This is a genomic window from Modestobacter sp. SYSU DS0290 (assembly GCF_054050955.1).
Genome location: NZ_JBJHAI010000004.1, coordinates 96,750 through 120,204, shown reverse-complemented (window position 1 = coordinate 120,204; position 23,455 = coordinate 96,750). Strand labels below are relative to the sequence as shown.

The window sequence follows — 23,455 nt, the reverse complement described above, 5'->3', positions numbered from 1 at the left end:
GGCAAACAAGGGCGATCATGACACCCTCGGGTGAACAGTGGGCGGCGAGCGCCGCTGGACCACCTGATCGGGGACGGTCCGGCGACCGGGACGGGGTGCGGTGGAGGCCCTCCCGTTGCCCGGAGCGCGACGTCCCCGGCCGGTGCGCGCGCTAGGATGGCCGGCGTGACCGGCGGACTCCTCCTTCTCCGGCCGTGCTGACCTGATCGATCGGACCAGCACGGCGACCCCTCCTGCGTGAGGGGTCTTTTCATGTCCGCCGCCCTTGCCTGCCCCCGGGAGCACCAGCCATGAGCCAGACGGCCAGCCAGCCGAGCACCGAGCCGACCGCCGACGGGGTGCCCCCGCACCGGTACACCCCGCAGCTGGCCAACCAGATCGAGCTCGCCTGGCAGGACCGCTGGGACGCCGCGGGGACCTTCCACACGCCGAACCCGGTGGGCCCGCTGAGCGAGGGCTTCGACCGGGTGGCCGACCGCCCCAAGGCGTTCGTGATGGACATGTTCCCGTACCCCTCGGGGGCCGGGCTGCACGTCGGTCACCCGCTGGGCTACCTGGGCACCGACGTCACCAGCCGCTTCCTGCGGATGGACGGGTACAACGTGCTGCACCCGATGGGCTACGACGCCTTCGGGCTGCCCGCCGAGCAGTACGCCGTGCAGACCGGGCAGCACCCACGGGTCACCACCGAGGCCAACATCGCCGCGATCAGCGCCCAGCTGCGCCGGCTGGGCGTCGACCACGACACCCGCCGCACCTTCGCCACGATCGATCCGGGCTACTACAAGTGGACCCAGTGGATCTTCCGGCAGGTCTTCGAGTCCTGGTTCGACCCGGAGGCGGACCGGGCCCGGCCGATCACCGAGCTGGTGGCCGAGCTGGACGCCGGCACCCGGCAGCCGGCCCCGGGCACGCTGCCCGAGGGGCGGAGCTGGTCGGAGCTGTCCGACGTCGAGCGCCGCCGGGTCGTCGACGCGCACCGGCTGGCCTACCGGCACGAGGCCCCGGTCAACTGGTGCCCGGGCCTGGGCACGGTCCTGTCGAACGAGGAGGTCACCGCCGACGGGCGCTCCGAGCGGGGCAACTTCCCGGTGTTCCGCCGCCCGCTGACCCAGTGGATGATGCGGATCACCGCCTACGCCGAGCGGCTGCTGACCGACCTGGACCGGCTGGACTGGTCGGACTCGCTGAAGCAGATGCAGCGCAACTGGATCGGCCGCTCGACCGGTGCGCGGATCCGCTTCCGGGCGGGTGCGGGCGAGGCCGGCGGAGCGGACGCCGCCGAGACCGTCGAGGTCTTCACCACCCGACCCGACACCCTGTTCGGCGCCACGTACCTGGTGCTGGCCCCCGAGCACCCGCTGGTCGCCGCGCTGACCGCCGGCTCCTGGCCGGAGGGCGCCGACCCGCGCTGGACGGGTGGCGCGGCGAGCCCGGCCGAGGCGGTCGCCGCCTACCAGCTGCAGGCCTCCCGCCGCTCCGACCTGGAACGGCAGACCGAGGGCCGGGACAAGACCGGCGTCTGGCTGGGCGTCACCGCGCGGAACCCGCTCACCGGGCGCGACCTGCCGGTGTTCATCGCCGACTACGTGCTGACCGGCTACGGCACCGGCGCGATCATGGCGGTGCCCGGTGAGGACCAGCGCGACTGGGACTTCGCCCGGGCGTTCGGGCTGCCCGTCGTCCGCACGGTGCAGCCGCCGGCCGACTTCGACGACGCCTCCGGCGCCTGGACCGGCACCGGCCCGATGATCAACAGCTCGAACGAGCAGCTGTCGCTGGACGGGCTGGACAAGGCCGAGGCGATCGCGAAGGTCACCGACTGGCTGGTGGCGACCGGGCACGGTGAGGCGACCACCACCTACAAGCTGCGTGACTGGCTGTTCAGCCGCCAGCGGTACTGGGGTGAGCCCTTCCCGGTCGTCTACGACGAGCACGACCTGCCGGTCGCCGTCCCGGACTCGCTGCTGCCGGTGCTGCTGCCCGACGTCGACGACTACTCGCCGAAGACGTTCGCCATCGACGACGCCGACTCCAAGCCGGAGCCGCCGCTGTCCCGGGCGACCGAGTGGACCACCGTCACCCTCGACCTCGGTGACGGTCCCAAGCAGTACCGCCGGGAGACCAACACGATGCCCAACTGGGCAGGCTCGTGCTGGTACTACCTGCGCTACGCCGACCCGACGAACGACGAGCGCCTGGTCGACCCGGAGCTGGAGGCCTACTGGATGGGCCCGCGCGAGCCCGGCGACGTCGGCGGCGTGGACCTGTACGTCGGCGGCGTCGAGCACGCGGTGCTGCACCTGCTGTACGCGCGGTTCTGGCACAAGGTGCTGTTCGACCTGGGGCACGTCTCCAGCGAGGAGCCGTTCCGGCGGCTGGTGAACCAGGGCTACATCTCCGCCTACGCCTACACCGACGAGCGCGGCTTCCACGTGCCCGCGGCCGAGGTGGAGGAGCGGGACGGAGCCTGGTACTTCGAGGGCAAGCCGGTCGACCGCGAGTACGGGAAGATGGGCAAGAGCCTGAAGAACGTGGTCACGCCGGACGAGATGATCGCGATGTTCGGCGCGGACACCTTCCGGGTCTACGAGATGTCGACCGGCCCGCTGGACCAGTCGCGGCCGTGGGAGACCAAGGCGGCGGTCGGGTCGCAGCGGCTGCTGCAGCGGATCTGGCGCGTCGTGCTCGACGAGGAGACCGGTGCGGTGCGCGCCGCGGACGTCGAGCCGGACGAGGACACCTCGCGCGCGCTGCACCGCACGATCGAGGCCGTCCGGGACGGCATGTCCACCCTGCGGTTCAACATCGCCATCGCCCGGATCACCGAGCTGACCAACCACCTGACCTCGGCCTACCCGCCGGGGACGGACGTGCCGCGCTCGGTCGCCGAGACGCTGGTGCAGCTGACCTCCCCGCTGGCGCCGCACCTGGCCGAGGAGCTGTGGGCCCGGCTCGGCCACGACACGTCGGTGGCGTGGGCGTCGTTCCCGGTGGCCGACCAGCGGTGGCTGGTCGACGAGACGGTGACCGTCGCGGTGCAGGTCAACGGCAAGGTGCGGGCGCAGGTCGCGGTGCCGGCCGACGTGGACGCCGCCGGCCTGGAGGCTGCTGCCCGCGCCGACGAGAAGGTGGCTGCGCAGCTGGCGGGCAAGACGGTGCGCCGGGTGATCGCGGTGCCGGGCCGGCTGGTCAACTTCGTCGTCGGCTGAGCAGGGAGCTCCTGCCGGTCCCGCTCGCGGTCGGGCCGGCAGGAGCTCAGGCGACCGCGGAGATGCGGAGCAGGGCGTGCCGCTCGGTGCCGGGGTGGCGCAGGCGCGTCCACGCGCGGGAGGCGACCAGCCCGACCTGGAACCGCAGCCCGTACCGGCGCCGCAGCGCGGCGAGTGCCGCCGGCCACTCCTCGGGGGGCACGAAGGTCGCCACCGCGTCGACGGCCGGGCCGCGCAGCCTGCCGCGGACGTCGCACGGCGCCACGGTGACCCGGCTGGTGTGCCGCAGCCGCTTGACCTTCCCCGAGTCCGCCTGGGTCCAGACGACGAGCGCGTCGCCGTGGGGGGCGGCCCACACCGGGGTGGCAACCGGTGCGCCGGTGCGCCGGAACGTGGTGAGGCTGACGTACTCGCTCTGCGGCAGCGACACGGCCATCAGGCGGGGACGGCGGCGGTGAGGACCTCGCGCACCGCCTGCTCGACCGCGTCCAGCACCTCGGTGACCGGGACGTCGCGGCCGAGCTCGGTGCTGAGCGAGGTGGCGCCGGCGTCGGCGATCCCGCAGGGGATCATGTTGGCGAAGGCGGACATGTCCGGGTCGCAGTTGAGCGCGAAGCCGTGCATGGTCACGCCGCGGGCCACCCGGACGCCGATGGCTGCGATCTTCCGGTCCGGGCCGCGCTCGTCCGCGCGGACCCAGACCCCGCTGCGGCCCTCGACCTGCTCGGTGGCCAGTCCCAGTCCGGTGCAGACCCGCATCAGCGCCTGCTCCAGCCGCCGGACGTGCGCCACCACGTCGACCGGCTCGGGCAGCTGCACGATCGGGTACCCGACCAGCTGGCCGGGGCCGTGCCAGGTGATCTTGCCGCCGCGGTCGACGTCGACGACAGGGGTGCCGTCGAAGGGACGCTCGTGCGGCTCCGTGCGCTTGCCCGCGGTGTAGACCGGCGGGTGCTCCAGCAGCAGCATCGTGTCGGGCCCGCTGCCGGCCACCCGCTGCTCGTGCAGCTCCCGCTGCCAGGCCCACGCCTGCTCGTAGGGGACCAGACCCGCCCGGATGACGTGCAGCTCGCTCACGACCCCGAGCGTAGGCCCGACCGTCCGCGCGCGTGGGTGAGGCTGCCCAGCCGGCGGTCGGTCTCCCGCGCCAGACGGCGTTGCACGTCCGGATCGCGGGCCTCCTCACTGGCGGGGACCAGCTGTCCGTCGTCGACGTACGACCCGGTCGGGACCGCCGCCTCCAGGGCCTCGACGATCCGCCTCCCGCCGTGCTCCACGTCCCGGCCGCCGGCCCCGAACATCGCATGCAGCAGCCCCGTGCTGATCACACCCGGGCTGATGCTGACCACGTCCACCCCCTGCGGCTCCAGCGCACGGGCCAGCGTCGCCGACCAGGTCACGATCGCCAGCTTCGACTGCGCGTACGCCTGCACCGCGGAGTACCCCTCGCCGAGGTCGAGGTCGGTGAGCGCGAGGTCCGCCATCCGGTGCGTCGTCGAGCTGACGGTCACCACCCGCCCACCACGTCGGAGGTGCGGCGCGACCCGGCGGGTCAGCAGGACCATCGCCAGGTAGTTGATCTGCAGGGTGCGCTCGTTGCCGTCCGCGGTGAGGACCCGGTCCGGCGCTCCCGGGACACCGGCGTTGTCGACCAGGGCGTCGAGGCCGCCACCCGCGGCCCGCACCATCGCCTCGGCCGTGCCCGCCACGGTGGACAGCTCGGTGAAGTCGCCCGTGACGTAGTGCAGCTCCGCGGGCCCCGCGGCGCGCAGGGAGTCCAGGGTCGCCCGGACGTCGTCCTCCTGCTCCGGGCCCTGGACCACGAGCACGCCGACCCGCCGCATCAGGAGGCGGGCAGCGGCCAGCCCGATCCCGCTGGTCGCCCCGGTGAGGGCGATGACCGATCCGTCGACCTGCATCGGCGTTCCCTTCTCTCTCCGACGCCCCGGATCAGGATGCCGTACGGCGCCGCCGTAGTGACCGGCGGAGCGCATGGCATCGGCGCGGGGCGGCCGTCCTCGTGCAGCGACCGGAGCTCCGTCTCGCCTCGCACGCCGCTGCCTGTGGACAGCGGCAGCGGGCCGGTGCCCGATCGGCCTACGGTCCGCTCCGTGCCTGCACCCACCCCACCGGCCACGGCCCCCGTCGTGCCCGGCTACGTGCTGGAGGAGCTGCTGGGCCGGGGAGGATCCGGTCAGGTCTGGCGGGCGCGCCCGCAGAGCGGCGGCGCCCCGGTGGCGGTCAAGGTGCTGCTGCGCGGCGACCCGGAACGGCAGGAGCGGGAGGCGCGGCTGCTCGCCGAGCTGGACCACCCGCACCTCGTCCGGCTGCACCGCGTCGTCCGCCGTGAGGTGCGCGGCGGGCCGGCGGAGGTCAGCCTGGTGCTCGAGCTGCTGGCCGGTGGCAGCCTCGCCGCTCTGCTCGCCCGGCGCGGTCGCCTCCGCCCGGGGGAGGTGGTCACCACGGTCGCCCCGGTCGCCGCCGCACTCGCCCAGGCGCACGAGCGCGGGGTGGTCCACGGCGACCTGTCACCCGGCAACGTGCTGTTCACCGCCGAGGGGCGTCCGGTGCTCACCGACCTGGGCACCGCGCGCCTGGTGGGCGACACCGCCCGGGCCGAGGTCACCCCGCCCTACGTCGACCCCGTCGTGGCCCGCGGTGGCGCCCCGGGCCCGGCGTCGGACGTCTTCGGTGCTGCTGCGGCGGCCTTCCACGCGCTCACCGGCGTCGCCCCGTGGAACGCGGCCGGCCCGGCGCAGACCCTCGCGGTCGCTGCGGCGGGGGAGCTGCCCGACCTGGCGCTGCTGGCGCCCGAGGCGCCGGCGGAGCTGGTGCGCGTGGTCCTGCGCGGGCTGTCCCCGGACCCGCACGCCCGGGGCACGGCGGCGGCCTTCGCCCTGGACCTGCGGCACGCCTGTCGACCTGAGCCGGTGCGGCTGCCGCTGGCCGGCGTGCCCGACTCCGAGCTGGCCGTGACCGGGCGTGGCCCGCACACCGAGCTGACCCACCAGGTGCCCGGACGGCGGGCGCGGGCGGCGCACGCCGCGCCGGAGCCCGCGGGCCGGCTGGTTCGCGTCCGGGCGGGGGCGCTGCGCCTCGCCCGCGCGCTGCCCCCCGGCGGCGACCGGCTGCCCGGGCCTCCGCGCTCGTGGCCGGGCCTGCGACGGTTGCTGGTGCCGGTGGTCGTCCTGGCCACCGTGGTGGTCGGCGTCAGCGGGGCCGCCTGGGTGGGCGCCCACTGGGGCACGGGAGTGACCGCCCCGGTGCCGGCAGCCGACGGCGCCGAGGTGCCGACCGTCCCGCCGGCGCGGCCCGCCGCCCCGGCCGACAGCGCCCCGGCGGACAGCGCGCCGTCCGACACTGCGCCGTCCGACACTGCGCCGTCCGACACTGCGCCGTCCGACACTGCGCCGTCCGACACTGCGCCGTCCGAGGGCGTGACGCCCCCGGGTGCGCGCGCCCCGGGCGCCGGCGGCGTGCCCACCGGCCCGGGGGAGTGGCAGGCGCTGCTCACCGGCCTCTACGAGCAGCGAGCGGCCGGCTTCGCGGCGGCGGACCCGGCCGCGGTGGCCGGTGTCCACGTGGCCGGCAGCCCGCTGTTCCGGCGTGACCTGGCCCAGCTCGAGGCGCTGGCGGCTGCCGGGCAGGTGTTCACCGGGTTCACGCCGGAGGTCCGCTCGGTCGAGTCGGTCACCGTCGAGGAGGAGCGGGCCGTGCTCGAGGTCGTCGACACCCTGCCCGGTTACGGGGTGGCCGAGGCCGGTGGCGCACCGGTGCGGGAGGTCCCGCCCCGGGGTGAGGCCCGGGTGCGGCTGGTGCTGGAGCTGACCGGGGCGGGCTGGCGGATCGCCGACGCCGAGCGGCTGACGTGATCCGGTCAGTCCTCGGCGAGCGCGGCCTGCACCGCGGCGTCCACGTCGGTGTGGGCGTGCCGGAACCCGGCGGCCGCCAGGGCGGCGGGGACGGCGCGCTGGCCGGCCAGCACGCCGACCTCGGCGAACTCCCCGAGCACCAGGTGGAGGGCGGGGCCGGGCACCGGCAGCACGGCGGGGCGGTGGACCGCGCGACCCAGGGCCGCGGTGAACTCGGCGTTGGTGACCGGCGCCGGCCCGGTCAGGTTCACCGGGCCGGCGACGTCGGCGGTGAGCAGGAAGCGGATGGCGTCGACCTCGTCGCGCAGGCTGATCCACGGCTGGTACTGGCGCCCCGAGCCGAGCCGACCGCCCAGCCCGACGCGGAACAGCGGCAGCATGCGCCCCATCAGCCCGCCACGGCCGAGCACCAGCCCGGTGCGCAGGGTGGCCACCCGGACGCCGGCGTCGGCAGCCGGGGCGGTCGCCCCCTCCCACGCCACGCAGACCCGGGCGAGGAAGTCGGTGCCGGCCGGTGCCGATTCGTCGACCACCCGGTCACCGGTGTCGCCGTAGAAGCCCACCGCGGAGCCGGAGAGCAGCACCCGTGGGCGGTCGGGCTCGGCCGCGGCGGCGTCGGCGAGCGCCTGGCTGACCGTCGTGGTGCTGTCCACCCGGCTGCGCAGCACCCGCTGCTTGTGGCCCTCGCTCCACCGCCGGTCGCCCACCCCCACGCCGGCCAGGTTGACCACCGCGTCGACATCGGCGAGCAGCGACGGGTCGATCTGCCGGTGGTCGGGGTCCCAGCGGTGCTCGTCAGCGGTCCGCGGGGTGCGGCGGACCAGTCGCAGCACCTCGTGGCCATCGGCCTGGAGCGCGGGCACCAGGGCAGTGCCGATGAGCCCGGAGGAGCCGGTGACGGCGACCTTCATCGCGAGGTGCTCCCTGGTGGTGGGGTGGTGACCGGGCGGGACGACGAAGGGCCCCGGCTGCAGCCGGGGCCCTTCGTGGATGGATCAGGCCGGGAGATCAGGCAAGGCCGAGCTCACCCTCGAACTGACCGGCCTCCAGCCGCTCCTTCATGGTGCTGAGGAAGCGGGCCGCGTCGGCGCCGTCGACGATCCGGTGGTCGTAGCTCAGTGCCAGGTAGACCATCGACCGGACCGCCACCACCTCGCCGAGCTCGGGGTCGGTGACGACCACCGGGCGCTTGACCACCGAGCCGACCCCCAGGATCGCGACCTGCGGCTGGTTGATGATCGGGGTGTCGAACAGCGCGCCGCGGCTGCCGGTGTTGGTCAGCGTGAAGGTGCCGCCGCCCAGCTCGTCCGGCGTGACCTTGTTGGTGCGGGTCCGCTCGGCGAGGTCGGCGATCTTGCGCGCGATGCCCGGGATGTTCAGGTCACCGGCACCGTGGACGACCGGCACCAGCAGACCGCGCTCGGTGTCCACCGCGATGCCCAGGTTCTCGGCGTCGTGGTACGTGACCGTGCCGGCCTCCATGTCGATGGAGGAGTTCACCACCGGGTGCACCTTGAGCGCCTCGACGGCGGCCTTGGCGAAGAACGGCAGGAACGACAGCTTCACGCCCTCGCGGGCGGCGAAGTCATCCTTCACCTGGTCGCGCAGCCGGGCGATCTTGGTGATGTCCGCCTCGACCACGGTGGTCAGCTGAGCACTGACCTGCAGCGACTCGAGCATGCGCTTGGCGATGACCGTCCGCAGACGGGACAGCTTCTCGGTGCGCCCGCGCAGGTGCTGGTCAGGGCTGGCCGCCGGGGACGGGGTCCGCGACGCCGCCGGCGCAGCCGCCGCGGGAGCGGGCTGCTGCGCCTTCTCGGCCGCCGCGAGCACGTCCTGCTTGCGGATCCGGCCACCGACACCGGTGCCCTCGACCGAGCCCAGGTCGACACCGTGCTCGGCCGCCAGGCGCCGCACCAGCGGGGTGACGTAGGCGCCGCCACCGGAGGGGGCCGGGGCGCTGACCGGGCGGGACGCGGGCGCCACCGCCTCGGCCGGGGAGGGCTGGGAGGTCGGCGACTTCGTCGGCAGGGCGCCGCTGGAGCCGTAGTCGGCGCCCGGCTGCTCCGAGGAGGGCTCGGCCCGCTGGGGGGTGGGCTGCTGCTGCGAGGGCGGCGCCGACTGCTGCGCGGCGGCCGGCTGCTCGGCGGGCTGCTGCGGGGCCGGCTCCGGCTCGGGGGTGGGGGCCGCGGCGCCGTCGGAGGAGCCGATCACCGCCAGCTCCGCGCCGACCTCCACCGTCTCGTCCTCGTTGACCGAGATCGACAGCAGGGTGCCGGAGACAGGGGCGGGGATCTCCGTGTCGACCTTGTCGGTGGAGACCTCCAGCAGCGGCTCGTCTGCGGTGACCTCCTCGCCGACGGCCTTCAGCCAGCGGGTGACCGTGCCCTCGGTGACGCTCTCGCCCAGCGCGGGCATGGTCACCGGGGTGCCCTGTCCGCCACCGGAGCCTCCCGAGGACTGCGCGGGCGCCGGCGCGGCCGGGGCCTCCTGCGCGGGTGCCTGCTCAGCGGGTGCCTCCTCCGCAGGGGCCTCCTGAGCGGGTGCCTCCTGAGCGGGTGCCTCCCGGGCGGGGGCCTCCTGGGCGGGGGCCTCCTGAGCGGGCGCACCGCCGTCGCCGTCCCCACCGATCACCGCGAGCTCGGCGCCCACGTCGACGGTCTCGTCCTCACCGACGAGGATCTTGGTGAGCACGCCGGCGGCCGGCGACGGGATCTCGGTGTCCACCTTGTCGGTGGACACCTCCAGGAGCGGCTCGTCGACCTCGACCTGCTCACCCTCCTGCTTCAGCCAGCGGGTGACCGTGCCCTCGGTGACGCTCTCGCCCAGGGCGGGCATGGTGACGGACGTCGGCATCGAAGGCAGGTCTCCTCAGGTCGTGGTGTGCGGTGCTGGGTGGAGCGGGTGGTGGTGCGTGCGGGTCGAGCGTTGCGACGGCGATCAGCTGTGCGCGTGCAGCGGCTTGCCGGCCAGCGCCAGGTGCGCCTCGCCCAGGGCCTCGCTCTGGGTGGGGTGCGGGTGGATCAGCTGGGCGACCTCGTCGGGCAGGGCCTCCCAGTTGTAGATCAGCTGCGCCTCGGCGATGAGCTCGCCGACCCGGCTGCCCACCATGTGGACGCCGATGACGGGGCCGTCGGCGGCGCGGACGAGCTTGACCGCACCGGCGGTCTTCAGGATCTGGCTGCGGCCGTTGCCGCCCAGGTCGTAGGTGAGCACCTCGACCTCGCCGTACTTCTCCTTGGCCTGGGCCTCGGTCAGGCCGACCGAGGCGACCTCGGGGTCGGAGTAGGTCACCCGCGGCACGCCGGCGTAGTCGATCGGCACGACCGGGAGCCCGGCCAGCCGCTCGGCGACGAGGATGCCCTCACCGAAGCCGACGTGGGCCAGCTGCAGGGTTGGGATCAGGTCACCGACGGCAGAGATGGTGGGGACGTTGGTCTGGCAGTACTCGTCGACCAGCACGTACCCGCGGTCCATCTGCAGGCCGGCCTCCTCGTAGCCCAGGCCCTGGCTGACCGGCCCGCGGCCCACGGCCACGAGCACCAGCTCGGCCTCGAGCTCCTTGCCGTTCTCCAGGGTGACCTTCACGCCGTCGGCGGTGGTCTGCACGGTGGAGACGCGGTTGCCCAGCTCGAAGCCGATCTTGCGGCGGCGGAAGGCGCGCTCGAGGAGCTTGGAGGAGGACTCGTCCTCCAGCGGGACGAGGTGCTTGAGGCCCTCGACGATGGTGACGTCGACCCCGAAGGACTTCCAGGCGCTGGCGAACTCGCAGCCGATGACGCCGCCGCCCAGGACGATCGCCGAGGCGGGCACCCGGTCCAGCGCCAGCGCGTGGTCGCTGGTGATGACCTTGGTGCCGTCGACCTCGATGCCGGGCAGCGAGCGGGCGTAGGAGCCGGTGGCCAGCAGGACGTGGCGGCCCTCGTAGGTCTCGCCGTTCACCTGGACGGCGGTGGGGGAGACCAGCCGGCCCTCGCCCTCGACGTAGGTGATCTTGCGGCTCTTGATCAGGCCCTGCAGGCCCTTGTAGAGCCTGCCGATCACGCCGTCCTTGTAGGCGTTCACGCCGTCCATGTCGATGCCGGCCAGCGAGGTCTTGACGCCGAACTGCTCGCCCTCGCGGGCCATGTCGGCGATCTCGCCGCTGTGCAGCAGCGCCTTGGTCGGGATGCAGCCGCGGTGCAGGCAGGTGCCGCCGACCTTGTCCTTCTCGATGAGCACGACCGACAGGCCGAGTTCAGCGGCGCGCAGCGCAGCGGCGTAGCCACCGGAGCCACCACCGAGGATGACCAGGTCAGCGGGGGTGGTCGGTGCGCTCACAAGTGCTCCTCAGTGCTGGGTGGCCCGGTGCCTGACCCGGGCGCGGTGGTCCTGCGCCTGCCCATCCTGCCACTCCCGGGAACGGCACGTCCGCATGCTCCGTTGCTGTCGCCGGAGCGTCGCGGAGCAGACCGCGGTCGTGAGCGACGGGAGCGGCGATGGGATTGTTCGACCGGCTGCGCGGACGGCGGGGGACGGCGGGTCCCGGTGGCGGACGCCGGGGCACGCTGGACCGGGCGTCGGGGTCCGGCGACCTCGCCCACCTCGAGCAGTTCGTTGCGACCCGCCGGGGTGTCGAGGGCTACGTCGAGCCCCGGACCGCGGTCACCGAGACGACGATCCTGCTCGTCGCCGCGGACGGCGAGTGGACCCGCCGGCGGATCGACGGTCCCGACGTGGCCCGCCGCCTCTCCCGCGACCTGGCCGTTCCCGTCTACGACGCGCAGGTCACCGGCTACCCCCAGCGGATGCGCGACTGGAGCGCCCGCCAGAAGCAGAACCGCCTGTAGGGGCTGGCCTGCCGCGCCGACCGCGCGCGGCAGGGCAGCCCCTGGGTCGTCAGTGCTGGGCGATCAGGTCCTCGATCGTGGCCAGCAGGGTGCGCACCGGCACGCCGGTGCCGCCCTTGGGGGTGTAGCCCCACGGCGCCCCGGTGTTGAACGAGGGGCCGGCGATGTCGATGTGCGCCCACGGCAGCCCGGCCGGCACGAACTCGGCCAGGAAGTGGCCGCCCACCAGCATGCCGCCCATCCGGTCGGCGTTGGCGTTGACCAGGTCGGCGACGGAGGAGTCCAGCCCGCGACGCAGCTCCGGCGGCAGCGGCATCGCCCACATCGGCTCGCCGGTGCGCGTGCTGGCGTCGACGACGGCGTCGCGCAGCTCGTCGCTGCCCATGACACCGGCGGTGCGGGTGCCCAGGGCGACCAGCTGGGCGCCGGTCAGCGTGGAGGTCTCCAGCAGGTACGCGGGGGAGTCCTCGGTGGCCCGGCAGATCGCGTCGGCGAGCACCACCCGGCCCTCGGCGTCGGTGTTGGTGATCTCCGCCTTGGTGCCGTTGCGGAAGGTGACCACGTCGGCCGGGCGGTAGGCGGTGCCGCTGGGCAGGTTCTCCGCGATCGGCACGGTGGCGGTGACGTCGACCGGCAGCCCCAGCTCGGCGACGAGGCAGACGGTGGCGATCACGGCCGCGGCCCCGGCCATGTCGCTCTTCATGTCCTCCATCTTCGCGGCGGGCTTGATCGAGATGCCGCCGCTGTCGAAGGTGATGCCCTTGCCGACCAGCGCCACGCTGGTGCGCGCCTTCTTGCCCTTGTAGACCAGGCGCAGCAGCCGCGGGCCGCGCGCCGAGCCGCTGCCGACGGCGAGGATGCCGCCGTAGCCGCCGTCGGCCAGCGCCTTCTCGTCGAGCACCTCGACGGAGAGCCCGGCCTTCTTGCCGGCGGCGGCGCCGCGGGCGGCCAGCTCGGCCGGGTACAGGTCGTTCGGCGGGGTGTTGACCAGGTCGCGGACCAGGGTCACCGCGTGGGCGACGGCCCGCACCCGGGCCAGCGGCGCCTTGGCCGCCGCCGTGTCGGGGACGACCAGCTCGAACGACGCGGGCGGAGCGGGGCGGTCGTCGGCGAGCCCGGACTTGTAGGCGGTGAACTCGTAGGCGCCCAGCAGCGACCCCTCGCCCACGGCGTGCAGGCGCTCGGCGTCCGGGGTGCCGCCGACCGCGGCCAGCAGGGTGACCACGGAGCTGCGGCCGGTCAGGGCGCGGCTGGCGGCGCCGGCGGCGCGGCGCACGGCCTCCGGGGCGTAACCGCCGTCGGCCTGCGGGGCACCGAGCCCGGCGACGGCGACCACCGGGAAGGGGGCCTGGCCGAACGTGGGCAGCTTGGTCACCTCGTCCTCGGCGCCGCGGGCGCCGAGGTCGGCCAGGGCGGCCAGCAGCCGCCCGCCGAGGAGGCGGTCGACCGCCTCGGCGCCAGGGGTGGTGAGCAGGCCCGTGGGCCCCGCGCCGACCCCGACGACGACGGCGTCGGCGGTCAGCTTCTCGAGCGGGCGGTCGGTGGCGGAGATCGTCGGTGGCACGGGCCGATCCTAGGGAGGTCGTGAGGACGGCACACGATCGGCGCCCTCGTCCGTCGGGGGCGCTACTTCGACGGCACCGGTGGGTCGGGCACCTCGTCGGCCACGACGGCGTCCCGCTGGCCCATCGGCTGGGGGTCGCCCTCGGTGGTGTCCACGGTCGTCTGGTGCTCGGTCTCGGCGTTGATCTCCGCGCCCAGCAGCACCAGGTAGCAGGTCAGGTACAGCCACAGCATCAACACGATGACGCCGGCGATCGCACCGTAGGTCTTGTCGTAGGAGCCGAAGTTGTTCACGTAGAAGCTGAACCCGAGGCTCACCAGCGCCCAGACGAGGGTCACCAGCAGCGAGCCCAGGCTGACCCACGCGAACCGCGGGGCGTCCCGGTCCGGGGCGACCCGGTAGAGCACCGCCAGCGACCCCACCATGACCCCCAGGATCAGCACCCAGCGGGCCACCTGGGCGAGCACGCTGCCGAACCCGCCCAGTGGCAGCGCGTCCAGCACGATCGGCAGGACGGCGACCAGGGAGAACGTGATCAGCACGAAGACGATCGCGCCCAGGGTGAGCAGGAGGGCCAGGGCGCGGAGCTTGACGAAGCTGCGGGTCTCCACCTCGTCGTAGGCGATGTTGACCGCCTTGACCAGGTTGTTGGTCCCGCCCGACGAGCTCCACAGTGCGCCGAGGATGGAGAGGATCAGGCTGACCGTCAGCGCTCCACCGCTGTTCTCCACGATGTTCCGCAGCTGGTCGCCGATGAGCTCCGCCGCCTCGTCGGGCAGCTGCTCGGACAGCGAGGCGATCTGCCGTTCCACCGTGTCGGCGTCGGCGACCAGGCCGTAGATCGAGACGGTGGCGATCAGGGTGGGGAAGATCGCCAGGAAGCCGAAGAACGCCACCCCGCCGGCGATGATCGGCATGTTGTCGGCGTTGTTCTCCGCCCAGGCGCGCTTGACCACCTGCAGCCAGCCCCGCGGCGGGATCTGCAGCGGGGTCTCGGCGTGCACGCCCGGCATCTCCCGGTGACTGGGCACCTCCGGCGCCGGTCGTGCGGCCTCCCGTCGCTCGGTGGCCACGACCGAGGCCGCGGACGCGCCGGTGGCGGGGTCGTCCTGGGCGCGTTCGGCGGCGGCCCGGGCGGCAGCGCGCCGTTCGGCCTTCTCCTGCACCCGTTCGCGGATGCGCTCGACGGCGCTCTCCCGGCGTCCGGCGTCGACCATCTGGGCGGTCCCCTCGTCTCGGGTGGTGGTCGGTCGTGGCGGGTCAGTCGCCGGGCCAGCTGCCGGTGAGCTTGGTGAACCCGCGGGCGCCGGCTCGGTCGATCACGGCCTTGGTGGCGCCGAACAGGGCGCCCTGGACAGCGGCGGCGAGCACGACCTCGCGCATCCGGTACTCGCTCTGCAGCGCGCCGGGCGCGTCGTCCTCGTCGGCGACCCGTTTCCAGATCTGCTTGAACACCGCGCCCGAGACGGCACCGGCCAGGACTCCGCCCAGCAGGCCGATGGGGCGGTAGACGGCCCGAGGGCTGGGGCTCACCGGGAGCTCGTGGTCAGCCGGGCGGCGGCGGCTCGACGGGCGGTGGCCCGCTGCTCCCGGGTGGTGCGCCTGCGCTCGGCGAGGGCCCGCGCGGTCGCCTCCCGCCGGGCCGCAGCCCGCTCGCGGGCCGCGGCGCGCGCTGCCGATCGCTCCTCGGCGGCCCGCCGTGCCGCCCGTTGGGCCGCTGCCCGGTGGTGCCCGGCCTCCTTCGCCGCGGCGCGCGCCGCCCGAGTCGCCCGGCGCTTCCGTCGCCAGGCGAGCACGCCGACGGCCGCGGTCAGGACGGCGACGCCGCCCCCGATGACGGCCGGCGGGTTCTCCCGGTAGGTCTCAACCGCGGTGTCCTTCGTGCGGTTGGCGCTCTCCACCGCCGAGGTCCTGACCTGGTCGGCGCTCTGCCTCGCCCGGGCAGGTACGTCGAGGCGGTGGCTGAGCTCGTCGATCGTCCTGCCCAGCTGCTCGCGCGTCTGCTCGATGTCGGCCCGGATCGCGTCGGGGTCGGTGGGACCCGCCCCGCCGTTCGGCTGCTCGTCGTCGGGTCCGCTCATCGGGACGCACTCTCCTTCACGGTGGCGACGTCGGTCCTGACGCTGGAGATGGCCTCGGTGGGCACGGGGGGAGTGGCCTGCTGCACGTCCTTCTTGCCGATCACCGCGAGGACGCCGGCGACCAGGAAGAGCACGACGGCGACGACGACGGCGGCCAGCCAGCCCGGGAGGACGAGGGCGAGGGCGAGCACGGCGGCGGCCACGAGGACCTGCAGGCCGAGGAAGCCGAACAGCCCGGCGCCGCCGAAGAGGCCGGCCCCCAGGCCGAACCGCTTGGCCTTGGTGCTGACCTCGGCCTGGGCCAGGCGCATCTCGTCCCGGACGAGCCGGGTGAGCTGCTCGGACAGCTGACCGATGAGCTGGCCGGTGGAGGCGTTCTCGGGGGCCGGGGGTGGGAGCTCGACCCGACTGGCGCCGACGCCCTGGACGGGCTGGGACATGGGTCCTCCGCGGATCTGGGGAGCGGTGCTCGACGAGCAGGGCAGCCCTCTGCATCCCCCGTCGCCTTACCGTGTAAACCAAGATCACCAGCGCAGGCGGAGCGCGCGCGGGTGCGTTGCTCGCTAGCCTCGCCCCATGGTCTGGAGCTGGCAGCTGGAGGACCCCGCGGGGACGCCCACCGATCCTGCTGCGATCGGTGTGGAGGTGCCCGAGTTCGAGGCGCAGGGCGACGCCGAGTCCTGGCTCGGGGAGGCCTGGCGGGACCTGCTCGACCGCGGCGTCGCCACCGTCACGCTGCTGGAGGACGGCGAACGCGTCTACGGCCCGATGGGCCTGGCGGCGACCTGATCGGCCGCCGCCAGGTCAGGCCCCGTCCAGAGGCTCGCCCCGAGCTCGCGAGGGGTGAGGAGGACGGGGTCCTTGCTCAGCCGCGGGAGGTCTTGGCCGGGTCCCGCTCGACGACGTCGCCGAGCACCTCGTCGATCCGGGTCAGCACCTCGGCCGGTAGCTGGACGCCGGCGGCCTTGACGTTGTCGTGCACCTGCTCGGGGCGGCTGGCCCCGATGATCGCCGCGGCGACGTTCTGGTTCTGCAGCACCCAGGCGACCGCCAGCTGGGCCATCGACAGGCCGAGCTCGTCGGCGATCGGGCGGAGCTGCTGCACCCGGGTCAGCACGTCGTCGGTCAGGTAGCTCTTCATGGACCCGCCGACCGTGGCGTGGCCGCCACGGCTGTCGGCAGGCGGCTGCTGGCCGGGCAGGTACTTGCCGGTGAGCACCCCCTGGGCCAGCGGCGACCACACGATCTGGGAGAGGCCCTCCTTCTCGCTGGTGGGCACCACCTCGGTCTCGATGACCCGCCACAGCATGGAGTACTGGGGCTGGTTGCTGATCAGCGGCACCTTGAGCTCGCGGGCCAGTTCGGCCGCGGCGGCGATCTCCTCGGCCCGCCACTCCGAGACCCCGAGGTAGAGGACCTTCCCCTGCCGCACCAGGTCGGCGAAGGCGGTCATCGTCTCCTCCAGCGGCACCGAGGGGTCGTACCGGTGGGCCTGGTAGAGGTCGACGTAGTCGGTCTGCAGGCGCTTGAGCGAGGCGTGGCAGCTCTCGGTGATGTGCTTGCGGGACAGGCCGCGGTCGTTGGCGCCCGGGCCGGTGGGCCAGTAGACCTTGGTGAAGACCTCCAGACCCTCCCGGCGCTGGCCGGCGAGCGCCCGGCCGAGGACCGACTCGGCCTTCGTGCCGGCGTAGACGTCGGCGGTGTCGAACGTGGTGATCCCGGCGTCGAGGGCCGCGTGCACGCAGGCGTGCGCGGCGTCCTCCTCGACCTGGCTGCCGTGGGTCAGCCAGTTGCCGTAGGCGATCTCGGAGATGTTCAGGCCGGAACGGCCCAGGCGTCGTGTCTGCACGACCCGACGGTACTTAGGCCGGGTAATGACCGGCCGCGGCCCCCTCGCAGGGCCCGCCGCGAGCCTGCGAGCGGTGGGGGGCGAGGGGGTCCCTCGACTTCTTCAGACCTCGGCGCCGAGCGCGACCTGCGGCTTCGGGAAGCGCCACCGGCGGATCATGGTCGCGCGGCTGATGCCGTACCAGACCAGGCCGCGCATCCGCTCGGTGTGGTCGGGGTACCGGTCGTCGACGACCTTCTTGATGCGGCGTCCCAGGAACACCGAGTCGACGATGATCACGAGGAAGAACGCGAACCAGACGAACACCGTGTAGCTCTGCACGGCCGGGTTCGGGATGAAGTAGCCGACCAGCACCAGTGCGGCCACGACGAGGAAGAAGCTGCCGGCGTTGCGCCGGGCGTCGACGACGTCGCGGACGAGCCGGCGGACCGGGCCGCGGTCGCGGGCCGGGAGCGCGCTGTCGTCACCGCGCAGGGCCGCCGCGCGGGTGGTGCCGCGGTTGGCCGCCTGCTGCTCCCGGGAGCGCCGGTAGGCCTCCTTGCGGTTGGTCGGCGGTGGGGGCACCGGCCCGGAGCGGCGGCCCTGGGCCTCGCTGCGCTTGGGGGTGGGGCGGCCCTTGCCCACCGCGGTGCTCCCGGCCAGCTGTGCGGTCAGGTCGGACTGGGTGTCCGGGGTCGTCGCGGAGTCGGCGCGGCGGCCGGGCAGGCGGAGCTTCACGGCAGGGGAGTCTACGTGGCCGAGGCCCCGCACAGGCCCGTTCCGCCGGCGCCGTGCCGCGCCCCACCCGGTCGGGGCCTCCCCCTCGGCCGCCGGACCGCCGTACAGTGGGAAGCAGCTCCGCCACGGCGGTGTTGGCCGTCCTGTCGGGCCGTCCCCGGTGGGCGGGCGAACAGGACACCCTCGAGTGTGGGAGGACCACGACATGACCGTGCAGGACACGCAGGCCCCCGACGCCACCGGCGTCATCCTCAGCGACCCCGCCGCGTCGAAGGTGAAGGCGCTGCTGGAGCAGGAGGGTCGCGACGACCTGCGGCTGCGGATCGCGGTGCAGCCCGGTGGCTGCTCGGGTCTGCGGTACCAGCTGTTCTTCGACGAGCGCTTCCTCGACGGCGACCAGACCTTCGAGTTCGGTGGCACCGAGGTCATCGTCGACCGGATGAGCATCCCCTACCTCAGCGGCGCGACGATCGACTTCGTCGACACCATCGAGAAGCAGGGCTTCACCATCGACAACCCCAACGCGGGCGGTTCCTGCGCCTGTGGCGACTCGTTCCACTGATCGCCGCCTGAACCGGCACCGAGGCCCGGCTCCCCTCCAGGGGAGCCGGGCCTCGGTCAGTTCTGGGGGGCGGACGGGATCGGGACCGGGAGACCGGAGGTGGGCGCGGGCACCGACGGGCTGACCGTCCCGGGGGCGGACGGTGCGATCGGTGGCGGGGTCCGCGGGCTCGCCGGCGCCGACGTGCCGGGCGGGCTGCTGGGCGCGGGCGACGCATCGTCACCGGCGGAGCAGCCGGCCAGCAGGGCAGCAGCGGCCAGCCCGCTGACGGCCAGCCGCGCCGTGCGTCGCGTCACAGCCGGACCGGGTAGACCGGCTCCGGGATCTGCGGGGTGATCCGCTGCTCGACGAAGATCCCGTGCCAGATCATGAAGACCAGCACCTCCCACACCTGCCGGGCGACCCGCTTGCTGGGCGTCTCCCCCTGGCGCAGCCGGTCGAGCAGGGTGAGCACGTGGTCGCGGTCGAGCCACTCGTCGGTCTGGCTCTCGGTCACGAGGCCGCGGGCCCACTCGTGCAGCGGACCGGCGAGGAACTCCCCGGTCGGCACCGGGAAGCCGAGCTTGCGCCGGTTCATGATCCGCGGCGGCACGATCTGCGCCATCGCCTGGCGCAGCGCGTACTTGGTCGCGTCGCCGCGGCGGGGGACGCGCATCTCCAGGGGAAGCGTGCTGGCCAGGGCGAAGACCTCCGGGTCCAGGAACGGGACCCGGAGCTCGAGCGAGTTGGCCATGGTCATCTTGTCGGCCTTGACCAGGATGTCGCCGCGCAGCCAGGTGAAGAGGTCGACGTACTGCATGGCGGTCACGTCGTCGTAGCCGGCCTCGCGGGTGCGCCGGTAGAGCTCCTCGGTGACCTGGACGTGCGAGAGGTCCGGGTCGCGGCCGGGGAGCAGCTGGGCGAGCTCCTCAGCGTTCAGGTTGCGGGCGTTGCCGTAGTACCGCTCCTCGAGCGGGATGGAGGCACGCCGCAGCAGGTCCTGCCCGCGGACCCCCTCGGGGACCAGCCGCGACAGCGCCCCGAGGGCCCGCCGTCCGGCCGGCGGCAGCTTGCCCGCCCAGGCCAGGCTCAACGGCTCGCGGTAGATCGTGTAGCCGCCGAACAGCTCGTCGGCGCCCTCGCCGGAGAGCACCACCTTGACGTGCTTGCGGGCCTCGCGGGCCACGAAGTACAGCGGCACGAGCGCCGGGTCGGCCACCGGGTCGTCGAGGTACCAGACGACGGCGGGGATGGCGTCGGCGAACTCCTGCGCCGTCACCTCGACCGGTACGTGCCGCACGCCCAGGATGGCCGCGGACTCCGCGGCGATCTCCACCTCCGACGTCGCCTCTCGCTGGAAGCCCACGGTGAAGGTGACCAGGTCCTGGTTGTACTTGTGGGCCAGCGCGGCGACCGCGGTCGAGTCGATCCCACTGGACAGGAACGAGCCGACGGTGACGTCGGCCCGCATGTGCTTGGCCACCGAGTCCTCGAGCACCTCGGCGATCCGGTCGAACAGCGCCTGCTCCGAGCCGGGGGTGACCGGCGTGGGGCGGAACGTCGGGTGGAACCAGCGCTTCGTGTGCAGCTCGCCGTCGACGACGGTGAAGCTGCTGCCGCTCTCGATCCGGCGGATGCCGCGGTGCAGGGTGGCGGGCTCTGGCACGTACTGCAGCGTCAGGTAGTGCTGCAGGGACGCCGGGTCGATGCCGCCGGCGCCCGGGGTGCCGCCGAGCAGCTCCAGCAGCGCCTTCTTCTCCGAGCTGAAGACCAGCCCGCCGTCGGCCAGGCGCGCGGTGAACAGCGGCTTGATGCCGAACGCGTCCCGGGCGCCGAAGGCGGTCCCGGTCTCGGTGTCCCAGATGACGAAGGCGAACATGCCGCGCAGCCGTGGGACGACGGCCTCGCCCCACAGGTGGTAGCCGGCGACGATCGCCTCGGTGTCGCCCTCGGTGGCGAAGGTCGCACCGGCGGCCCTCAGCTCCTCGCGGAGCTCCAGGTAGTTGTAGATCTCGCCGTTGAAGACGATCCGGTACCGGCCCTCGGCGTAGGGCATCGGCTGGGGGCTGCCCTCGATGTCGATGAACGCCAACCGGTTGAAGCCCAGCACCGCGTGCGGGTCGGCCCAGACCTCACGGTCGTCGGGACCGCGGTGGCGCAGGCAGCGCAGCGCGTGCCGCACCTGCTCGACGGTGCCCTCCCCGACCCGGTCGGCGTCGGTGGACAGGTAGGCGAGCAGGCCGCACATGCGGGGAGGGCTCCTGGGGTGGGGGAGAGTAGGGGGAGGGCGGCCGGTCAGACGCGTTCGCCGGCGCGGGTCTTCCGCGTCGCGAACCGCTCGGCCACGAACGACAGGACCGGGACCGTGCCTGCGAGCAGCACGAGCACCGAGCCCTTGAGCGACCACCGCGCCCGCAGAGCGAGGTCGCAGGCGGTCACGAAGAAGATGGCGTACAGCCAGCCGTGCGCCGTCCCGATCACCGCGACCGGCCCGTCGAGGTCGGCCAGGTACTTCAACGGGACGGCGACCAGGACCAGCGCGATGAGCAGGACGCCGACGACCCAGGCCATCACCCGGTAGCGCGTGAGTGCCTGCGGCACGTCCCGCCCGACCCGGCGGGCGAGCGCGTGGGGGAGTCGCGAGCTGTGCGTCCTGGTGTCAGCGGCCACCGTTCACCCGCTGTCCCAGCGCCTTGGCGTTGAGCTCGGCGAGGTAGGCGTTGTAGGCGGCCAGCTCGGGGTCTCCCGTCGTGTCGATCCGGGGGCGCTGGTAGAGGACGACGGCGTTGCCCGGCTCGCCGTCGTCGGGGTCGCGGCGGTACTCGTCCCGGACCATGCGCAGGTAGAAGCCCAGGCCCATGAAGCCGTACAGCGGCCACTGCAGCGCGTAGCTCCAGTTGACGGCGCCGCCACCCGCCTCGGCCTTGGACAGCTGCCAGGAGCCCAGGAAGAAGGTGGCCACGAACAGCGCCAGGACCAGCAGGTGCATGAGCACCCACCGCCAGGTCAGCAGGCGTCGGTACACGCCCCGACTGTAACCGGCGGGGCCCGGCTGCCGGTGCCGTCCGCCCCGGCCGCGAGGTGTGGGGTGCCTGCGGGGCAGCAGTGGAGCCAGTGGCGCCGCGGCGACCCGCCGGGCGGGTCCGCCCGCCCCGGGCACGGCAGGCGGGGTCGGATAGTCTCCGGAAGACTGTGGTGGGGGTGAGCGGCGCCTGTCGATGGGTGCCGGTGGACCACCACCGGGAAGACCTCGTGGTGCCGCCACGGGGGAGATGAGGAGGGTGCTCGGTGGACCGCAGCTTCTGGAGCTGGGGATGGCCTGAGGGCATCACCGACGAGGCCGAGCAGATGCACGCGCTCTGGATCGGCTCCACGATCGCCGCCCTCGTGGTGGGCGTCGCCGTCTGGGTGCTCATCGCCTACGCCGCGATCCGGTACCGGAAGCGCGGCGATGACCTGCCGAAGCAGACGGCGTACAACCTGCCGCTCGAGGTCGTCTACACGATCATCCCGTTCGTGATCGTCTCCGTGCTGTTCTTCTTCACGGTGAACACGCAGAACCGGGTCATGCAGCGCAGCGAAGACCCCGACGTGACCGTCGCGGTGAACGCCTTCAAGTGGAACTGGCAGTTCGTCTACCCGGAGACCACCGACGAGAACGGCGGCGAGCCGGTGTCGACGGTGGGCAGCACCGACGAGATCCCGATCCTCGTCGTCCCGGTCGACCAGACGGTCCGGTTCGAGCTCGCCTCCGCCGACGTCATCCACTCGTTCTGGATCCCGGACTTCCTGTTCAAGCTGGACGTCATCCCCGGCAACGAGAACGGCCGCGACAACGTCTTCGAGGTCACCGTCCGCGAGGAGGGTGCCTTCGTCGGCCGCTGCGCTGAGCTGTGTGGCACGTACCACGCGTTCATGAACTTCGAGCTGCGTGCGGTGAGCGGCGACGACTTCGACGACTACATCAGCGCGCGTGTGGCCGGCCAGTCGACCCACGACGCCCTGGAGAGCATCGGCGAGCCCGGCTACGCCACCTCGACCAGCCCGTTCGCGGGCGCCCGCGAACAGGCCTCGGCCGCCGCAGATGACTGACCCTTCCACCCCGCAGCACCAGGAGGACCGGCCGTGAAGGTCGAAGCGCTCATCTTCAACTTGATCACGGTCTTCTGCCTCGTCGCCGCGGTCGTCTACGGCGTCTGGTCCCGGGAGCCCATCGGCACCACGGCGCTGGCACTCTCCGGTGGGCTGACCGCGCTGATCGGCGGCTTCTTCTGGTTCGTCAGCCGGCGGATCGACGCCCGGCCGGAGGACCGCAAGGACGCCGAGATCGCCGACGGCGCCGGTGAGCTGGGCTTCTTCAGCCCGGCGAGCTACTGGCCCTTCGGGCTGGCGCTCTCCGCCGCCCTGATGGGGATCGCGCTGGCGTTCTGGTACCCCTGGCTGGTCCTCATCGCCGGAGTTGCACTCCTGATCACCGTGGGCGGGCTGCTCTTCGAGTACTACGTCGGGCAGAACGCGCACAGCTGAACCGCGCTCCACCTCGTCCACCGGGGCCCCTCCCACGTCGGGAGGGGCCCCGGTGGCGTCTGTGGGGACAGGGCACCCGGCGGGCGCCCGCGCACGGCTGCGCGGAGGCCGGCGGGGACCGGTCGTCTCCACGGGGCGGACATCGGGGTCGCCACGCATCCGGGGCACAGTGCCTGTCCGCCGCGGTGCCGTCCGCGGCCTGTCCAGCGGGTGGGGCGGGTCGCTGGCGTGTCCGTGACGGGGCCCGGTGGTCGGTGCCCAGT

General features: G+C 73.7%; 23 protein-coding genes. 7 read left to right on the top strand and 16 right to left on the bottom strand.

Annotation, left to right across the window (positions count from 1 at the left end):
- Window positions 1–290 precede the first annotated feature (290 nt).
- Window positions 291–3,212: a leucine--tRNA ligase gene (gene leuS, locus ACI795_RS06075; protein WP_457074385.1), complete on the top strand. Its 2,922-nt coding sequence runs from the start codon at window positions 291–293 to the stop codon at window positions 3,210–3,212.
- A gap of 46 nt (window positions 3,213–3,258) precedes the next feature.
- Here the strand turns inward: leuS and ACI795_RS06070 are convergent, their stop codons facing one another.
- Genes ACI795_RS06070 through ACI795_RS06060 form a run of 3 tightly spaced genes read right to left on the bottom strand, consistent with a single transcriptional unit; the run spans window position 3,259 to window position 5,131 of the window.
- On the bottom strand, window positions 3,259–3,642 hold the full coding sequence (locus tag ACI795_RS06070) for a PPOX class F420-dependent oxidoreductase (protein ID WP_457074383.1): 384 nt from the start codon (window positions 3,640–3,642) through the stop codon (window positions 3,259–3,261).
- Between the two features lie 5 nt (window positions 3,643–3,647).
- The gene (lipB, locus tag ACI795_RS06065; RefSeq protein WP_457074382.1) at window positions 3,648–4,289 is read right to left on the bottom strand and encodes a lipoyl(octanoyl) transferase LipB; all 642 of its coding nucleotides are present in this window, start codon (window positions 4,287–4,289) and stop codon (window positions 3,648–3,650) included.
- On the bottom strand, window positions 4,286–5,131 hold the full coding sequence (locus ACI795_RS06060; RefSeq protein ID WP_457074381.1) for an SDR family NAD(P)-dependent oxidoreductase: 846 nt from the start codon (window positions 5,129–5,131) through the stop codon (window positions 4,286–4,288). The genes lipB and ACI795_RS06060 overlap by 4 nt, the downstream gene beginning before the upstream one ends.
- Before the next feature lie 192 nt (window positions 5,132–5,323).
- Between ACI795_RS06060 and ACI795_RS06055 the strand changes: the two genes are divergently transcribed.
- The gene (locus tag ACI795_RS06055; protein WP_457074380.1) at window positions 5,324–7,084 is read left to right on the top strand and encodes a protein kinase domain-containing protein; all 1,761 of its coding nucleotides are present in this window, start codon (window positions 5,324–5,326) and stop codon (window positions 7,082–7,084) included.
- Window positions 7,085–7,089: 5 nt separating this feature from the next.
- On the opposite strand, the gene ACI795_RS06050 is transcribed toward ACI795_RS06055, so the two are convergent.
- The 3 genes from ACI795_RS06050 to lpdA form a co-directional block, all read right to left on the bottom strand.
- The gene (locus ACI795_RS06050; RefSeq protein WP_457074378.1) at window positions 7,090–7,995 is read right to left on the bottom strand and encodes a TIGR01777 family oxidoreductase; all 906 of its coding nucleotides are present in this window, start codon (window positions 7,993–7,995) and stop codon (window positions 7,090–7,092) included.
- Window positions 7,996–8,092: 97 nt separating this feature from the next.
- Window positions 8,093–9,940, bottom strand: a complete 1,848-nt coding sequence (gene sucB / locus ACI795_RS06045; RefSeq protein ID WP_457074375.1) for a 2-oxoglutarate dehydrogenase, E2 component, dihydrolipoamide succinyltransferase — start codon at window positions 9,938–9,940, stop codon at window positions 8,093–8,095.
- Between the two features lie 84 nt (window positions 9,941–10,024).
- Complete coding sequence (gene lpdA / locus ACI795_RS06040) at window positions 10,025–11,404, bottom strand: dihydrolipoyl dehydrogenase (RefSeq protein WP_457074374.1); 1,380 nt, start codon at window positions 11,402–11,404, stop codon at window positions 10,025–10,027.
- A 158-nt stretch (window positions 11,405–11,562) separates the two neighbouring features.
- Here lpdA and ACI795_RS06035 point away from each other — a divergent pair, with 158 nt between their 5' ends.
- Window positions 11,563–11,913, top strand: coding sequence for an oxidoreductase (locus ACI795_RS06035; protein ID WP_457074372.1), 351 nt, complete (start codon window positions 11,563–11,565; stop codon window positions 11,911–11,913).
- 49 nt (window positions 11,914–11,962) lie between these two features.
- Here the strand turns inward: ACI795_RS06035 and ACI795_RS06030 are convergent, their stop codons facing one another.
- The 5 genes from ACI795_RS06030 to ACI795_RS06010 all read right to left on the bottom strand — a co-directional run bounded on the left by ACI795_RS06030 (window position 11,963) and on the right by ACI795_RS06010 (window position 15,998).
- The gene (locus tag ACI795_RS06030; RefSeq protein WP_457074371.1) at window positions 11,963–13,477 is read right to left on the bottom strand and encodes a leucyl aminopeptidase; all 1,515 of its coding nucleotides are present in this window, start codon (window positions 13,475–13,477) and stop codon (window positions 11,963–11,965) included.
- A gap of 62 nt (window positions 13,478–13,539) precedes the next feature.
- Window positions 13,540–14,694: a YihY/virulence factor BrkB family protein gene (locus ACI795_RS06025; RefSeq protein WP_457074369.1), complete on the bottom strand. Its 1,155-nt coding sequence runs from the start codon at window positions 14,692–14,694 to the stop codon at window positions 13,540–13,542.
- 43 nt (window positions 14,695–14,737) lie between these two features.
- Complete coding sequence (locus ACI795_RS06020; protein WP_457074367.1) at window positions 14,738–15,010, bottom strand: DUF4235 domain-containing protein; 273 nt, start codon at window positions 15,008–15,010, stop codon at window positions 14,738–14,740.
- Window positions 15,007–15,558: a DUF3618 domain-containing protein gene (locus ACI795_RS06015; protein ID WP_457074365.1), complete on the bottom strand. Its 552-nt coding sequence runs from the start codon at window positions 15,556–15,558 to the stop codon at window positions 15,007–15,009. Before ACI795_RS06015 ends, ACI795_RS06020 begins: the two co-directional genes overlap by 4 nt.
- The gene (locus tag ACI795_RS06010; protein WP_457074364.1) at window positions 15,555–15,998 is read right to left on the bottom strand and encodes a phage holin family protein; all 444 of its coding nucleotides are present in this window, start codon (window positions 15,996–15,998) and stop codon (window positions 15,555–15,557) included. Before ACI795_RS06010 ends, ACI795_RS06015 begins: the two co-directional genes overlap by 4 nt.
- Window positions 15,999–16,134: 136 nt before the next feature.
- Between ACI795_RS06010 and ACI795_RS06005 the strand changes: the two genes are divergently transcribed.
- On the top strand, window positions 16,135–16,347 hold the full coding sequence (locus ACI795_RS06005; protein WP_457074362.1) for a hypothetical protein: 213 nt from the start codon (window positions 16,135–16,137) through the stop codon (window positions 16,345–16,347).
- A 76-nt stretch (window positions 16,348–16,423) separates the two neighbouring features.
- Here ACI795_RS06005 and ACI795_RS06000 read toward each other — a convergent pair whose 3' ends face one another.
- Both ACI795_RS06000 and ACI795_RS05995 read right to left on the bottom strand, forming a co-directional pair.
- Window positions 16,424–17,407 (bottom strand): aldo/keto reductase family protein, encoded by a 984-nt coding sequence (locus ACI795_RS06000; RefSeq protein WP_457074360.1) that lies wholly within the window; start codon window positions 17,405–17,407, stop codon window positions 16,424–16,426.
- 102 nt (window positions 17,408–17,509) lie between these two features.
- Complete coding sequence (locus ACI795_RS05995) at window positions 17,510–18,124, bottom strand: DUF3043 domain-containing protein (RefSeq protein WP_457074358.1); 615 nt, start codon at window positions 18,122–18,124, stop codon at window positions 17,510–17,512.
- Window positions 18,125–18,329: 205 nt separating this feature from the next.
- Between ACI795_RS05995 and ACI795_RS05990 the strand changes: the two genes are divergently transcribed.
- A complete protein-coding gene (locus tag ACI795_RS05990; RefSeq protein WP_457074357.1) occupies window positions 18,330–18,686 on the top strand; it encodes a HesB/IscA family protein in 357 nt (118 codons plus the stop codon).
- Window positions 18,687–18,978: 292 nt separating this feature from the next.
- On the opposite strand, the gene asnB is transcribed toward ACI795_RS05990, so the two are convergent.
- Genes asnB through ACI795_RS05975 form a run of 3 tightly spaced genes read right to left on the bottom strand, consistent with a single transcriptional unit; the run spans window position 18,979 to window position 21,690 of the window.
- The gene (gene asnB / locus ACI795_RS05985; protein ID WP_457074355.1) at window positions 18,979–20,913 is read right to left on the bottom strand and encodes an asparagine synthase (glutamine-hydrolyzing); all 1,935 of its coding nucleotides are present in this window, start codon (window positions 20,911–20,913) and stop codon (window positions 18,979–18,981) included.
- A 47-nt stretch (window positions 20,914–20,960) separates the two neighbouring features.
- The gene (locus ACI795_RS05980; RefSeq protein WP_457074352.1) at window positions 20,961–21,266 is read right to left on the bottom strand and encodes a DUF3817 domain-containing protein; all 306 of its coding nucleotides are present in this window, start codon (window positions 21,264–21,266) and stop codon (window positions 20,961–20,963) included.
- A 58-nt stretch (window positions 21,267–21,324) separates the two neighbouring features.
- Window positions 21,325–21,690, bottom strand: a complete 366-nt coding sequence (locus tag ACI795_RS05975; RefSeq protein WP_457074350.1) for a metalloprotease — start codon at window positions 21,688–21,690, stop codon at window positions 21,325–21,327.
- Between the two features lie 263 nt (window positions 21,691–21,953).
- Here ACI795_RS05975 and ctaC point away from each other — a divergent pair, with 263 nt between their 5' ends.
- Both ctaC and ACI795_RS05965 read left to right on the top strand, forming a co-directional pair.
- Window positions 21,954–22,757, top strand: a complete 804-nt coding sequence (gene ctaC / locus ACI795_RS05970; RefSeq protein WP_457074349.1) for an aa3-type cytochrome oxidase subunit II — start codon at window positions 21,954–21,956, stop codon at window positions 22,755–22,757.
- Between the two features lie 33 nt (window positions 22,758–22,790).
- Window positions 22,791–23,192 carry a cytochrome c oxidase subunit 4 gene (locus tag ACI795_RS05965; protein WP_457074348.1) on the top strand — a complete coding sequence of 134 codons (402 nt, stop codon included), beginning with the start codon at window positions 22,791–22,793 and terminating at the stop codon, window positions 23,190–23,192.
- Window positions 23,193–23,455 lie beyond the last annotated feature (263 nt).

Bases quoted from the DNA above. Each gene is read 5' to 3' on its own strand.
- ACI795_RS06005 (WP_457074362.1), top strand. From the start codon at position 16,135: ATGGTCTGGAGCTGGCAGCTGGAGGACCCCGCGGGGACGCCCACCGAT.
- ACI795_RS06035 (WP_457074372.1), top strand. From the start codon at position 11,563: ATGGGATTGTTCGACCGGCTGCGCGGACGGCGGGGGACGGCGGGTCCC.
- ACI795_RS06050 (WP_457074378.1), bottom strand. From the start codon at position 7,995: ATGAAGGTCGCCGTCACCGGCTCCTCCGGGCTCATCGGCACTGCCCTG.
- ACI795_RS06010 (WP_457074364.1), bottom strand. From the start codon at position 15,998: ATGTCCCAGCCCGTCCAGGGCGTCGGCGCCAGTCGGGTCGAGCTCCCA.
- leuS (WP_457074385.1), top strand. From the start codon at position 291: ATGAGCCAGACGGCCAGCCAGCCGAGCACCGAGCCGACCGCCGACGGG.
- ACI795_RS06015 (WP_457074365.1), bottom strand. From the start codon at position 15,558: ATGAGCGGACCCGACGACGAGCAGCCGAACGGCGGGGCGGGTCCCACC.
- ACI795_RS06025 (WP_457074369.1), bottom strand. From the start codon at position 14,694: ATGGTCGACGCCGGACGCCGGGAGAGCGCCGTCGAGCGCATCCGCGAA.
- ACI795_RS05990 (WP_457074357.1), top strand. From the start codon at position 18,330: ATGACCGTGCAGGACACGCAGGCCCCCGACGCCACCGGCGTCATCCTC.
- ACI795_RS06060 (WP_457074381.1), bottom strand. From the start codon at position 5,131: ATGCAGGTCGACGGATCGGTCATCGCCCTCACCGGGGCGACCAGCGGG.
- sucB (WP_457074375.1), bottom strand. From the start codon at position 9,940: ATGCCGACGTCCGTCACCATGCCCGCCCTGGGCGAGAGCGTCACCGAG.
- asnB (WP_457074355.1), bottom strand. From the start codon at position 20,913: ATGTGCGGCCTGCTCGCCTACCTGTCCACCGACGCCGACCGGGTCGGG.